This is a genomic window from Flavobacterium sp. GW821-FHT11G01 (assembly GCF_058808175.1).
Map to the genome: position 1 here is coordinate 61437 of NZ_JBXARK010000007.1, position 16120 is coordinate 77556.

7 protein-coding genes are annotated in these 16120 nt (G+C 33.0%); all 7 read right to left on the reverse strand.

All coding sequences use genetic code 11. The annotated features are described in order from the left end of the window. Positions 1–50 precede the first annotated feature (50 nt). Positions 51–2261 (reverse strand): FG-GAP-like repeat-containing protein, encoded by a 2211-nt coding sequence (locus tag AC1RRN_RS13805; RefSeq protein WP_492967841.1) that lies wholly within the window; start codon positions 2259–2261, stop codon positions 51–53. 49 nt (positions 2262–2310) lie between these two features. Next, on the reverse strand, positions 2311–3810 hold the full coding sequence (locus tag AC1RRN_RS13810) for a vanadium-dependent haloperoxidase (protein WP_492967842.1): 1500 nt from the start codon (positions 3808–3810) through the stop codon (positions 2311–2313). Positions 3811–3978: 168 nt separating this feature from the next. Further along, on the reverse strand, positions 3979–4521 hold the full coding sequence (locus AC1RRN_RS13815) for a hypothetical protein (protein WP_492967843.1): 543 nt from the start codon (positions 4519–4521) through the stop codon (positions 3979–3981). Positions 4522–4754: 233 nt separating this feature from the next. Further along, on the reverse strand, positions 4755–6242 hold the full coding sequence (locus AC1RRN_RS13820) for a RagB/SusD family nutrient uptake outer membrane protein (protein WP_492967844.1): 1488 nt from the start codon (positions 6240–6242) through the stop codon (positions 4755–4757). A 10-nt stretch (positions 6243–6252) separates the two neighbouring features. Beyond that, positions 6253–9261 carry a SusC/RagA family TonB-linked outer membrane protein gene (locus AC1RRN_RS13825; RefSeq protein ID WP_492967845.1) on the reverse strand — a complete coding sequence of 1003 codons (3009 nt, stop codon included), beginning with the start codon at positions 9259–9261 and terminating at the stop codon, positions 6253–6255. 660 nt (positions 9262–9921) lie between these two features. Next, positions 9922–14052, reverse strand: coding sequence for a hybrid sensor histidine kinase/response regulator (locus tag AC1RRN_RS13830; RefSeq protein ID WP_492967846.1), 4131 nt, complete (start codon positions 14050–14052; stop codon positions 9922–9924). Positions 14053–14145: 93 nt separating this feature from the next. Continuing rightward, a complete protein-coding gene (locus tag AC1RRN_RS13835; protein WP_492967847.1) occupies positions 14146–16089 on the reverse strand; it encodes a glycoside hydrolase family 97 protein in 1944 nt (647 codons plus the stop codon). Positions 16090–16120: the final 31 nt, after the last annotated feature.

Below are 16120 nucleotides of genomic sequence, written 5' to 3' on the forward strand. Positions count from 1 at the left end.
CTTAATTTAATGACTGGATATAAGTTGTTCTCTTTATTCCAGTTGCTTTATTACATACAAATAGGAGATCTTGCTCCAGCTGTTGGAAAGGCAAGTTTTTTAAGATTTACTTTTGAAAAGTTTTTTTCTCCTTCAATAATTTTAATGAATTGATTGGGCTGTATGTTTTTAAATATTTGTTTTTTCTGACTTTTGGGCCAGGTAATTTCAATTTGGTCAATGATTGCTGCTTGCCCAATTCCAATCTCCATTCGTAAAGCCGACGATCCAAAACTTCCGCCTGAATTGACTATCCTGTATACAGATCTTGAAATTCCATTTTCTTTGAAACTAACCTTTACTTTTGTTCCAATGGCAGAGTGATTACTGTCTGTACCTTCTAATTTCAACTTTATCCAGCGATTGTTGTTTTGGCCTGGGTTTAGGTATAAAGAATTGTTGAAAGCATCTCCAAAATAAGCCCCTCCAACTTCTATAAAAACATCATTATCCCCATCGTTATCAAGATCATTAAAAGCAACTCCGTGTCCTTTTTGTAAATTTCCCATACGACTGGAAACCGTAACGTCAGCAAATTTTCCGTTACCCATATTTCTAAATAACTTATTAGGTGACAATGATTTGTAATCTGGATTTCCTGTTCCGAGGTACATATCTAAAAAGCCATCATTATCAATGTCTCCAAAATTAGAACCCATCGCAAAGACAGTCTTACTTAATCCGGATATTGTAGACATATCCGAAAAAGTACCATCATGATTATTATGATACAAATACATTTTGCTACTTCCATTTGGAATATTTAATGCTTCCATTGCAATTTCTCCGGCAATCGAACCATTAAATTGATAGCCACAAACAAAAATATCCTGCCAGCCATCATTATCATAATCCCAAAACCAGGTTGGAAAAGTCATGACATTAATTCCTGCTAAACCAGCTTCGTCTGTAACGTCTTTAAATTGTGGAATGCCCTTTTTAAGTCCTGTATTTTTTAATAATGTTTTTCTCTTATTCATTCCGGAGAGAAACAAATCTACATCGCCATCATTATCATAATCAGCTGCTGTTGCCCCTTTTATATAGGCGACAACATCACATTTAGCATCTTTGGCAACATTAGTAAATGTTCCGTCCTGATTATTAAGATATAATTCAGAAGGATATGATTCATTATCTGATGATTCGTTGCCAATAAATAAGTCTAAGTAACCGTCATTATTAAAATCATTCCAGACTCCGGCCTGAGTAGGAAATTCAGAATACAAACCGCTTTTTATGGTAACATCCGTAAAAGTACCGTCGCCATTGTTACGCAAAAGTGAATTTGGCTGTCTTCCGTATTTACGCATCCAGGCGCCTCTCAAAACAAAAATATCAGTATCGCCATCGTTGTCATAGTCGGCTTGTATTATATTCAAACCTCCCTTGAAACGCCCTATTTCTGAAGTTTTGGAAAGATCCAGAAATTTTCCTTTTTTATCGTTCTGATAATAGTGCATAACACCTTCCAGGCTCCAGTCAGAAGTTACAATATCTAAATAATCATCATTATTGAAATCATCAACAATAACGCCTCCTGACATATTTCTGCTTTTTATACCTACGTTTGGAGCAACATCCAAAAAGGGTTTTATAGGGTATCCTGAATTGTCTTTGTTCAAATTAGGGATTAGCCATTTTTGAGGAACTTTTGAAGGATATTCGCCCAAAGTCATATAAGCTATATTAATTAGCCATCTCGACTCATAATCATTAGGATTTAAATCTAATAATTTCTTATAAATTTCAATTGCACTCTGAGAACCCTGACGTACAGTATGAATACCATTTTTTTGAATGGGCATAATACACGATTCCGGATTGTGGTAGTTGACGCAATTTTGTTTTTCGCCCAGTCTCATATAAGCAATTGCCAAACATTTTAATGATTGAAGATCGTCTTTTCCATCTATTGCTTTTTTTCTTTTGATAGCACTTTCTATGATTGATACAGACTCAGCTTCTTTTCCGGATTTCAATAAGGCATTTCCTTTATTTAATTCGTTGAATAATTTGAAAAAACCTTCGTCTGAACTGTTGATTATCGAATCATAATAAGCGACTTCTGCCTGTGCTGCAAATGGATTGTCTTTTACTTTATACATCCTGTTTCTAGCGTCCAAAATCTTAATCATCTTATCATTTGGGTTCGAAAAATGATCGCATGAAACTGCCAATATAACTACTGAAAATAAAAATAATAGCGGCTTAATTTTCATAATTAAAACATTTTTAGAATAGATTAATCCCTTTTGAATATTGGAGAACTTATTCAATTGCTGTAATTTTATCAACCGTTTTATTTCCGATATGAAAATTATAGAACTTCCAAACCTCATGAGCCACGTTTCTGCCCAGTTTAAGTCCTTCAACATTATCTGCCTGAATGTGATAACCGCCCATTACTCTTGAAATTCCGGCCATATTTGCTGTTTCTGTAAACGTTGGAAATTTTAGTACAACAGGTTTTCCTATATTGTTTGGTTCTGTCATTGAACCTGGCGCACTCACTGTTGCAGACTCTCCAAAAGTATCGCTGCCTGTCCATAATTTTAATGCTTCACCACAGCCTCCACTAATTGTACTATGTCCGGAAACATAACCCGGAAAAGCAGGACATAAAAAAACATCTGGCGAATAAGGTCTCCAGTCTTGTCCTTTCATTTCTATGTTTCCAAAACCAGGTCCGCCCCATGCATTTATAGTTTTATCTTTATAGTAATAATGCACTAAAGCATAAGGACGAGCAAAATCGTAAAACATTTTGGTATCCCAACATGCTATAAAACAATCCATAGCAGTAACCTGATTATAAAAAAACATTTTAACGTCCTGATCCAGCGTGTGCTTATCACGTCTGGAAACATCCTGAGCAAATTTTAACCAATGCCCGGCTTGTTGTACCGACTTTGGGCCATCACGCATAAATTCTACTAGCGCTTTTTGTTCATTAGTTAGATTATATTGCAAATCAATCAGTTCTTTAACTTCATTTTTGAGTTGTTGTGAATCTAAAGAAGGAGGAGGCATTGCGCGAAACTGCTCTCCCGATTTTAACCCAACTGGCTTAACTTTGCCCCAAAATGGCGTCATACAACCCGGTGCAAACTTGCCACCTTTTCCATCTGAAAAATATTTTGGCTGCCAGTGGTATACATCAGTCATTTCGTCTGGAGTATTTACCGGCTTATAATTTACATAGTTAAAATATGGAGTTCCATTTGATCCGTCTTCTTCTCCATATTGATTTGAACCGTCATGTTTTCTCGCTTCAATTACTGCTTTAGCCGCTAAATTCCCTATTCCTTCCGGCGTTTTGGGATCAAGAGATTTATTATCAGGATCCAGTCCTAATTCGACCATATAAGCTTTAAACAATTCTTTATCTGAAAAATAATATTCACTTAAGGCATTATAGGCAGCATAGCTAATCGCAATTTCTTTGTTTTTGAGTGTTTGTTCTTTAAGTGGTCTTCTTTCTGTATCTTTTAAGTATACAGGGATAGCCTTTTGATCGTAACGACTCCAGGCATCAAAAACAGCAACAAATGTCAATCCTAAAAAACGGGAAGTCACTGTTGGTCTTGGCTTAAATCTGTCCGTATCATTTGCTGTTGCACGTATGGCTACTTCGCTCCATTTATAGGCCATATTGTCTATTCCGATTGGTTCGGTAATTTGATTTTTGTTGTTTTTAGTTTGTGCAAACGCATTTACGCTTAAAGCACTAAAAAGAAGTACTTTAAACAGAAATTTATAAGTTTTCATTTTTGGTTGGTTTTTATGGTTGTTAGATAGCTTTCTTTTCAATTAGGATTAATTGAATGTTGTATATTAAATTGTAAATAAGCAGATATAACCCTTAGCATAAAACTAAAGCTTTAATGCCGGGGTTAAGAATAATTGCTATTTACATTTTAACATCAAAAGGAAATGCTAAACCATATCTGGAGGAGGATCATTCGTAGTAAAATATCCGGAAAGAAGACTTCTTTCTGGATTGAATGAATTTAAAGCAACAGGGAAAGTTAATTTTATGGCAACAGGTATTAAATTTATTGTGTCGCCCGGAATGTAATCCTGAATAAAGGATTTCATTAATTTTTTACTAGGATTTTCTTTATTTGAATCTGAATCAAATAATTGACTGTCCACAATTCTTTTTAAATCTTTATTTAAAGCTTCGTTATGCGAATTTTTTAGACAATATAATTTTAAAACATTGTTTTGAATTCTTTTTTTAAAGACGTGATAGGTTTTATTGTTGATCACGAAATCTTCATTGGCATCTTCTTCACCAGAATCAACAACATAGGCATAAGGGCTGATTTTGACTTCAATTATTTCAAAATTTGAATTGTCAGTTTTCTCCATAGAATTTACCCACACTTGCTCTTGTTGTTCAGCAAACATGATATAAAATCCTAAAACATTGTAAAACAACGTTACGATTAAAAAAAGTGAAGCAATTCTTTTCATATTGAATAAAATTCAGTCTGCCTTAAATGTTGAAATATTCAAATCAAAAGTCTTTAGAAATAGCATTTTGTTTTTACAAGATTTGCAACATTCATTTTTGTTTGCTGCCTCGGAATTAGATAAAAACTATACTTCTAATATCCAAAAGCATAATGTATTGATAAACAGCGCACGTCGGTGCGCTGTTTGCCAAATACTAACTTAACTAACTCAAACTAACAATCTTCAATCACCTAGTATCCAGGATTATTATTACTAGGTTTTATATTCGGATTAGAAGATGTTTCTCTATTTGGGATAGGCCATAATTCGCTTCTACCAGCTTTAAAACCAGTTCCTGCCAATTCGGTACTAGCAATACCCCATCTAATTATATCATCAAAACGAACTTGCTCACCAGCTAATTCTACTTTGCGTTCGTGAATAAGAGCTGTAAAAACCTGATCTTTTGAAAGTGTTGTTGCTAATAGTGGTACACCTGCTCTAAAACGAACCTGATTGATATAACCAATAGCTGTTGCCTGTACACCACCACCTCTCATACTTTCACATTCTGCCATCATAAGCAATACATCTGAATAACGCATTACTTTAAAGTTGATACTTGAATCCAGATTTTCATCAGTACGTTTATAATAATTTTGATATTTTTTCCAACCTGCTCTTCTAAGACCTTCAGACGAAGAGAAGTTAGCAGCTGTCATTGTATTCGCTCCGTTATTGTATTTAGATCCCGGCACGTAAAAAGTATCTCCAAAACGTTTATCACCCGGCTCATATGAATCTAACAGATTATCTGAAGGATAAACATTATACCAACCTAAGTTACCATACTCCTGGCCTCTAAGTGTTGATTCAGCTACACCATCTCCGGCAGTATCGCTACCCCATTTATCGGCTACTCCTAATTTTTCATCATATTCAATCTCAAAAATTGATTCCGGACCATGCTCGGTTTCATCCATAAAATTGTTATAAAAATTAGATTCTAAGCTAAATCCTGTAACTTTATTAAAAGCAGTTAAAGCTTCGTCATATTTCTTTTGATACAATAATGCTTTTCCTAAATAAGCAAAAGCAGCTTCTTTGGTTGCTCTTCCTTTATCTTCTACATTTTTGCTTAATAGATTTTTAGAAGCAAAATCAAAATCATCTGTAATTAATTTATAGATATCCGCTTTAGGACTTCTTGGTGCACCTACAATAGTTTGTTTTGTATAAAGAGGTAAATCACCAAAACGAGGTACTAGCAAAAAGTAATAGTAAGCTCTTAAAAAATGGGCTTCTCCTAAAAATTTATTCTTTTTCTCTTGTGTTAAAACTGAATTGGGTAAAGCCTGAATTTTAGCTTCATTATCTAACACAAAATTAGCTTTGGATATTCCTAAAAAGCAGGTTTCCCAATAAAACTGAATAATATCACTACTCGCATCAAAAGAAAAATCAAGGAAAGGTTTTTTGTTTCCCTCTAATTGTGGATTCCCTTTATTTTCCTGAGCCATATTGTCTAAAGCAAAGAAAATATGTCTGGCATAAAGTCCTCTTGTCTGCAGGTTTGCATATGCTGCATTTACGGCAGATTGTACCTGTGCTTCTGATTTAAAGAAAGTTTCAGGGGATAATTCGTTTGGATTAGTTAATTCTAAATCATTATCGTTACATGAATTTATTGCAAAAATCCCTAACAATACTACAGCTATATATTTTATTTTTCTCATCATTTTTTATAAATTAAAATGTAACATCAAGTCCAAAAATTACTGATTTCGGTTGCGGATATCTACCAATATCAATTCCGGCAGAATTCGCATTAGCATCTACACGTGCAACTTCAGGATCTAAACCAGAATAATCTGTAATTGTAACAAGATTTTGTGCACTTACATAGAATCTTATGTGTGAAAAATAGCTTTTGAAAGTGTCTCCTGAAAAGGTATATCCTATCGTAACATTTTTTAATCTTGTATAAGAACCATCTTCAACATATCGCTGACTTGCCGAAGACCAGTTTTGTCCTGCACCAAGAGCTCTTGGTAATGTAGCAGATGGATTAGTAACCACTCCGTTTTGAACAATTGATCTGTCCTGAACATCTGTACTTGCGTTAAACAAACGTGACATAGCTTCTAAATCAAATTTATTTGCGTTAAAAACATCATTGCCCTGAACTCCTGTTATAAAGCAGTTAAAATCGAATTTTTTATATGCGGCTGTAAGGTTTAAACCGTATGTAAAATCAGGATATGGATTTCCGATATTTGTTTTATCATCAGAGTTAATTATTTTATCTCCATTACGATCAACAAATCTAATATCACCCGGCTGAACAACAGTTTGACCTGTTCCTAAAACAGCATTTACTTCTGCCTGGTTTTGATAAATTCCGTTGGTTTGATATCCATAGAAATAGAACAATGGCTGACCTACTTCTAATCTTGAGAAGTTTTCTAAACCTGCTCTTACTGCAGGACCACCCAGTACACTAGTTACACCCGGAGCCAAAGCCGTTACTTCGTTTTTGCTTGTACCTAAATTTGCAATAGCAGACCATGTAAAATCACCTTTTCTGTCGTTGTATCCAAGTGAAACTTCAAATCCGCTTACTTTGACATCGGCAATATTTTGAATTTGAGTTCCTCCACCGGCTGAACCTACAGAAGCAGGAAGCGGTACTGCGAAAAGAATATCGCTACTTTTATTATTAAAATATTCGAAAGATCCTGTGAATTTTTCATCAAATAAACCAAAATCCAAACCTATGTTTCTGTCATTTTTAGACTCCCATTTCAAATCCGGATTTGCAGCTCTACCTGCAGTAACACCTGCTCCTGCAGCTCCATTGAACGGGTACGTATAGTTTGCTGCTAAAGATGAACTGTATTGATAATCGTCTATTCTGTCATTACCTGTTGTTCCGGTACTTACTCTAAGTTTTAATGTGCTAAAAACAGAATCTGTCATAAAACTTTCTTTTGCAATATTCCAACCTAAAGCAACAGAGTAGAAATTACCATAACGATTATTAGATCCAAAACGAGAAGAAGCATCTCTACGTCCAGAAACAGCAAGCAGGTATTTCTCATCATAATCATAGTTAATACGAGCTATATAACCCAAGTTATTAGCCTCAATATTGCTAGAGCTTAAATTGGCATCTTGTAATCGCAACTGGTCTATATCATTTGAAATATAGTAACGGCTGCTCGCTATTAGATTCTCGCTCTTATTCTCAATTTTAGTTATAACTCCTAATACTTCTAAATTGTGTTTATCAGCTATAGTCGTTTTGTATGTTAAACTATTATCAAAAACGATAGTTTGTCCTTTAGAATTTGTTTCAGCTGTTGACGAATAAGCTTGTTTGTGAGCAGAACCATCTTCATATCCGGGAATAAAAGTATGGTCTTCACTTGTATAATAGTCTAAGGAAACCTGTGATCTAAATTTTAAACCTTTAAGAATTTGAAATTCACCATAAATGTTTCCTATTATAGATAATCCATTGATTTTTTGATATCCCAAATTGGCTACACGAACCGGATTTTCTGCATCTTGCCCATCAGCTGTTGATGGACCTTGATAACCACCTACGTTATCTGCATTATAAACAGGTAAATACGGTGCCATTTTAATAGCGTGTTCCAATAATGTTCTACCTCCCGAGGCACGCTCTGGATTGGTTTCACTAAAAGACAATCCGATATTACTTCCTATAGTTAATTTTCCAATGTTTTGTGTATTGTTTGCTCTGAATGAATAACGTTCAAAACCAGTACTAATAACAGCTCCTTCTTGTTTTAGATATTCAGCAGAATAACGGCTTGTAGAATTCTCAGTACCACTAGAGAAACTTAAATTATAATCCTGCATTACTCCGTCCTGGAAGATTTTGTCTTGCCAATTTGTATTAATATTTCCAAATTGAGCAGCTCTTGCTGTTAAATCACTTCCCAACGCTTTAGCATACTGCAAATATTGTTGTGTATCTAAAACATCATATCTTTTTGTAATGGTTTGAAAACCTGCGTAAGTACTAAAATTTATTTGACCAGGACCTTTTTTTCCTTTTTTAGTAGTTACCATAATTACCCCATTAAATGCTTTAGAACCATATAAAGCCGTTGTTGAAGCATCTTTTAAAACCGACATTGATTCAATATCATTTGGGCTTAATCCAGATAAATTACCTGTTAAAACTCCATCGATAACATATAAAGGAGCACTATTTCCCATTGTTGCTAAACCACGAATACTAACTGTCGGGCTTGAACCGGGTGCACCATTTACAACAGTAACACCGGCTGCTCTACCTTGTAAAGCTGACTCGGCATTGGTAATAGGCACTGCTGTAATATCTTTTGAACTTACTGTCGAAATTGCTCCGGTTACCTTAGATCTCTTTTGAGCACCATAGGCTACAACAACTTCCTGTAAGTTTTGTGCAGATTCTACTAATGTGACATTAATTACACTGCTGGTACCTACAGTAATAGTTTGTGTAACTAATCCAACATATGAAAATGTTATTCTGTCTGTAGGATTAACTCCTTTTAAAGAGTATTTACCATCAAAGTCTGTTGATGCACTATTTTTTGAACCTTCTACATAAATAGTGGCACCAGGCAAAGGAAACCCTGACGGATCGATAACCACACCCTGTATGGTCTTTGATTGTGCCATCACATTCTGATAGCTTATCATTAGCAATGCGATTATTGCAAATTTTAATTTTAACATCATATTAATTGGTTTTTTGTTTAGTTTAAATAATTGTTGGTTGTAAAGTTTTTTGTTATTTATGCATTGAGATAATTTAATTTTTACATTAATTTTCTACCCTTTAAAATTTTCAAAAATCACGAATGTGATGTCTTCTTAATTTTCTGTTTTCTTTAATCATAAATTCTTGGTTTTTAATTTTTGATGATAAAAAAAAGAGGATTTCAATACACAAATGTGGTTTCATTTCATGTTCTAAATTGGTTTAAAATTGTTAATAATGGTTTCGTGGTTATTTGATATTAGTTACTTCAAAAATATAATGTTAACATAAATTTCACATACTACAAATGATGCAAAAACTATCACATTTGTAGCATGAGAGTTAAAAAAACGAGCAAAATCAGTATTTTAGGATTATTTAATACAGAAAATAGAAATAAGATATTAATAATAATGTGCATTATTTTTTCTGCTATTCAGAAATTAAAAGACAATTAATATTAATTTAATAATTACCAAAAAAGCATAATAAACTCTTATCTGAGTTTTATTTTGATAATTAAAAAGCAGTACTATTGATTTATAAATATGAAAATTCTAAAAATAACCATCGATTTGTTATTTATTAAAACAAAAAAAAGACGGCCAGGCCGTCTTTAGATACATTCATAAAAAATACTATCTCTTGTTATTCTGAGTAGGCAGATATCCGTATTTATCTTTATAACATTTCGTAAAATACGAAGGAGAGCTAAAACCTACTTTATAACTAATTTCCGTTATATTGTCATTGCCTAATTCTATTAATTCTTTGGCTTTTTCTAAACGAACATTACGAATAAATTCATTTACCGATACGCCTGTAAGCGTTTTAACTTTACGATACAATTGGCTTCTGCTCAAAAATACTTTCGAGGCCAAATCTTCAACACTTAACTCAGACTCGCTAATGTTTTCATTAATGTAATTCAATACATTTTTGATAAATTCATTATCTAAGGTTGTTGTTTTTTCTTTCGCTTTTGGCGTAATTCCGTTATAGAATTTATTAAACATTATTTGTCTGCTGTTAATCAATTGTACTAAGCTGGATCTTAAAATATCCATATCAAAAGGTTTACTTAAGTACATATCTGCGCCCGAATCAATTCCTTCTAATCTATCTTTAACTAATGCCTTTGCAGACAACATCATTAACGGAATATGACTGGTTTTTAAATCGGATTTAATGCTTTTACACAATTCTAAACCACTCATAACTGGCATAATTACATCTGTTAGAATCAAATCAGGTAGTTTTTGCAAAGCTAATTCTAAACCAACCTGACCATTTTCGGCTACTAAAACCTTATATTCTTTTTTGAGTTCATTTTTTAAATAATTACGTAATTCTACATTGTCTTCAACAATCAGGATGGTATAAATTCGGTCTTGTTTTTCCTGATTATCTTCTGACTGAATTTCCTCTTTATCGACAATTGGGGTAAAACTCATTTTTTTCTCCCTTTTATATTCCTCAAGCAGTATTTCGCTTTCATTAAAGAACTCTTTTCCAACAGGAAATAATAATTTAAAAGTTGTACCAATCCCCAATTCACTTTCTACTTCAATTATTCCTTTATGTAATTCTACAAATCCGCGTACTACTTCCAGTCCTATTCCTGTACTTCCGTAATAGGCTTTATTTAAATTATTTACCTGATAGAAACGGTCAAAAATTCTCTTTATATCTTTTTTATCTAATCCTGACCCGGTGTCTTCAACAATAATTTCAAATGAAGGATAAGCAGTGTCTGAATCTATTAAAGGAAAATGGATAAATTCGCTGTTAACTACTATTTTTATTGTTATTCTGCCATTATCGGGAGTAACCTTGAAAGCATTTGAAATTACATTAAAAATAATTTTTTCGAACATTTTTGGATCTATCCAATCTTTTAAAGTTGTTTTATTCGATTCAAAATGCAATTGAATACCGCGGCTAAGTGCTTCTTCGTCAAAATAACTAACTATTTCTTTTGTAAAACTAACTATTTCAATTAATTGTAATTGCAATGTCATTTTATTAAACTGCAATTGGTTAAAATCCATTAACTCATTAATTAATCTTGAAAGTCTGTCAGAACTTTTTTGAATTGTCTGTAATTTTTTCAATACACTTTCTGGTAAATCTGAACTATAATTTCTGATAATATCACCTAATGGATTTAAAATTAAAGTCAGCGGTGTTCTAAACTCATGCGAGATATTGGTAAAGAATTGTAATTTTTTATTATTTAATTTTTCAATTTGAATCGCTTTTGTTTTCTCAAATTCTATCATTTGCTTTTGCTTAAAACGATTCTGATAATATTGATTGGCAAAATAAATAGCTGCTAATAACAATAATGTATAGAATAAATAGGCAAAAGAGGTTTTCCACCAGGGCGGTAAAATTTCAATTTTTAATTCTAATGGTTTTTGACTCCAAACTCCATTTTTTTCAGCTGCCATAACCTTAAAAACATAATTGCCCGGCGCCAGGTTCGTATAGGTTGCAGAGCGTTTGTTACCAACGTAATTCCACGAATCCTCAAAGCCTTCTAAATAATATGCAAATTCATTTCTGGCAGGAAAAGAATAATTAATGGCAATAAAATCAATAGTAAATACAGACTGATCATGTCTAAGAATTATTTTTTTTGTTTGGGAAATAACTTTGATTAAAGGTGAGTTTTTTTCAAGCGGTCCTATTGATTTATTAAAGAGTTTTAGATCTGTAAAATAAACGGAAAGCTGTTTTTTACTTTTAACTAAATTCGTAGGATTAAAATAATTCAGGCCTTCATAACTTCCAAAATACAATACTCCGTTTTCATCTTTGAGCACCGAATTGTTATTAAAATCATTTCCCAACAAACCATCATAAATAGAATAATTAAAAGTGGTTTGTTTTTTTAAATCCAGTCTCGTAATTCCTTTTTTTCCACTTAACCAAATTCCTCCATCATTAGATTCTACAATAGATGAAATTGATTTTTCATTAAGCCCTTTAAAATTGATGTACCATTTTAGAACATCTGTTTTTTTATTGTAACTGAATAAACCTGCGCCATCTGTACCAATCCAAATTTCTTTGTTTTTAGCCTCATACAAAGTATTAATGGTGTGTGTGCTTTTATGATTTTTAAGCTTTTCAGACATTTTATCTCGAAAAGAAACAACTGAAAAAGTAATAAAATCTTTTGTAGTAACCTTGTATAAACCTGTTGTAGATCCAACCCAAACAGCATCATCTGAATCGACGATCACATTTCTGATGTCTAAATTCATTACATTATAAAAAGGCTTAGAATTGCAATGGTGAAATTGTCCGTCAGAAGGAGTATAATAATGTAAACCCTTTGCAAAAGTACCTATCCAAATTACGCCTCTTGAATCTTCAGTAATACTCATAATATTATCTGAGGCCAGATTAGGAGTGTTTTTTGTATTGTAATTAATAAAGTTTCTGCTTCCCTTCTTTAAAAGAAAAATTCCTTCGTTCCAACTGGACAACCAAATATTCTGATTTTTATCAATAAATACTTTTGTGATGTTATCATTGGTTAATCCGGACAAAAAACTTGCGTCAGATTTGGTAATATGCTTAATTTTTTTAGTTGTAGGATTGTATACATCGACTCCTCCGCCTTCCATTGAAATCCACAACTGCCCTTCCTTATCTTTTGCAATACCCGTAACACAATTAGTTTGTAAAGATTGTGGGTTTCCGGGCAAACTTTCGATAATATTCACCTTGCTGTTTATTTTATCAAAAACCCCCAGGCCTTTGTTATAATAACCCAGCCAAATTCTGCGCTCTTTATCCAGAAATAAAGACCAAACAGAATTTGAACTTAAACTGCGTATATTGAATTTGCTGTTTATATATTTTTTTTGAATTTCACCCTGATCGTTTACAATGATTAAACCGTCATTTTCAGTTGCACAAAGTATTGTTTTAGAATCTCTTGCTAAAATGGACATGATTCTTTTTTTCGTAATAGGATAGAAAAAAGCCTGTTTGACTTTAGAATGTAAATCCACCTTTATCAAACCTTTAAATCCATCGCCAATCCATAAATTTTGATTATTGTCTAAACACATAGACACGATGCTTGCCGAGAGTATCTGGTTGTCATTGCCAATGTTAACGTTTTTAGTCTCATTCTTTTTAGGGTCGAATATTTTCAATCCTAAGTTTGTTCCCAGATAGATGGTCCCTTTTTTATCTTTTGCAAGGCTATTGATAAGATAATTTGAGTTATTTACTACATCAGAATTAACTTTAGTAATTTCCCGCGTCGTAGTATTTAATTTTAGTAAACCATTATTAACTGTTCCTAACATTAGATTTCCATTATTATCTTCAATAATGCTTTTAATAGAAATTACGGTTTCTTTTTTAATTTTCTTCTGAATATCTATACTCTCAAAATTATCTAAATTTCTATTATATAGACACAATCCTTCATCAGTTCCTATCCACAACCGGTTGCGAGTATCTACGTAAATAACATAAATCAAATTGCTATTAATAGAATTACTTAGCTTGGAGTTTTGCTCATAGGCAACATAATTAACTCCATCGTATTTAAATAAACCAGCGCCATTTGTTCCCATCCACATAAATCCAGACTGATCCTGTGCTATGGCATAAATGCCACTTTTTGAAGACTCTTTATTTACTAAACGAAATTGATAGTTTTCAAATGTATTTTGAGAAAACAAGTTATTTGCTATAAAAAATAAAATGACAATGACTCTAAAACAATTTTTTTTGAACATTATAAAATGATTAGTAATTTGAATTAAATATATACTATTTAATTGAAAACCAATTATTTGTTTTTCCAATTAAATACAACGAAAAAGAAATTTTTAATTTAATAACAGTATTCCTCCGTTACAAGGAATTTTTATTTCAATCTCGCTATTATTTTTAAGTGTTAGTGTTTTTACCTTTCCGTTTAAATCCTCATCATCAAAATAATACTTTAAAGCTGTACCTGAATTTATCATTGGTAGTTTTAGCTTAATTTTCAGGGATTCTTTTTGAGCATTAATTCCTGCTATATACCATTTGGTTCCTTTTCGGCGTGCAAGTACAACATATTTACCGGGATATCCATCTAAAAAGCGAACTTCATCCCAGGTTGTGGGAACTTCTTTCATGAAATCTATTGCCCAAACCGGAGCATCTGTTAAATTATTGGGTGCCAATGCAAAATGCTGAACGCCGCTTTGAAAAAGTACGGCAGTTGCTAAAGCAAATACATCAGAAGTCATTCTTTTAGAACCTTTATTGGGAATGTTTTCACTATTATAAAACTTATTTAAGGCACTTCCTCCAAAATCCATACTTCCTACTGCATTTCGAACAAAAGTATGTATCGAGGCATTAGTGGCTTCATTATCACAACTACCTTGTCCAAAATGCAGATTTTCACTCGCTAAAACTGCTTCGCTGGCTGCATAATTTGGATACATACGCTCCCAGCCTCTTGGCAATGTACAACCATGAAAAATTACCATTAGTCCAAAATCATTGGCATCTGTCAGTATATCTTCATATAATTTCATGGTGACTTGTTTGTCTCCTCCAAAAAAATCAACTTTAATTCCTTTTACACCAATACTTTTCATCCAGGCCATTTCTTTACGGCGAATTGTAGAATTGTCCATCTTTCCTCTTGGTCCCTGAGGTGCATCATTCCAATAACCATTCGAGTTGTACCATAAATACAAACCAACTCCTTTTCCTGATCCATATTCTACCAATTCAGCAATTTTATTTTTTCCTATCTGAGTATCCCAAAGTGCATCAATTAAAATCGTTTCATATCCCATTGCTGCACTAAAATCTATATATTGTTTTTGAACCGGAAAAGTAGTATTGCCATCCATTTTTATAATCCAGCTCCAGGAACCTTTTGTATATTGGTATGTTCTGGAAGCTTCGTATTTTGGTTTAACCAAATCAAAAGGAATAGTAGTTTGTACAATTGGAGCAAGTGTTTCGCCAATGGTAATCGTTCGCCAGGGAGTTTCGCCAGTAAGAGATATTCCCGGAGCTGTGGTTCCGTTTCCGTTATTTTCACCTGCCATTGGAAATCCAATAGTGTATAATCCTTTATCATGTCCAATTAATCGGCTGCCGCAATAACCGCCGTCAACGCCTGTCTCAGAGATTAAAACCCATCCATTGTCTTTTACTTTAAAAAGACAGGGAAACGTATAACCTTCACCCAAACCATTTTTTCCCATTGGAGAATCTAAACTGTACGATGTTTCATAACTAGGGGCACTTCTGGCATAACCTGTCATGGGTTTACTTTGCGGACAAAGAAATGTCGTGGTTTGTTCAGGTAGTACAAAACCGGAAGCTTCTTCTTGTACCACACAAGAAAGGGCTTTATTTTGTGGATATATTTTATATTTAAAAGCCACATTATTATTGCTCACCCTAAATAGCACATCAATAGCAGGTTTGTCTTCTTTAGTGAAAGAAAATACAGTTTCATTTGCCTCATAATGCACACTACTTTGTTTTATATTAGATAACTCATATTTTTCATCGATTTTATTTTGAGTTGCATCAGTTTTTAAAACTAATCCTGTTGTAAAATCACCAACGCTGGTTTTCAATCCCAACGGAGAATTTTCTAAGAACGTTTTCTCATTGTATAAAACACTATACGAGGGAATTCCATTAGAAACATGAAGAGAAACTTTAAGTTTTCCGTCAGGACTTTTTACAATAGATTGTGCATTTAATTTAAAAAAACCAAATAGACATAAACATAAAATATATTTAAAACTCATAACGCACTTTTGATTAATTACTTTTTTTATT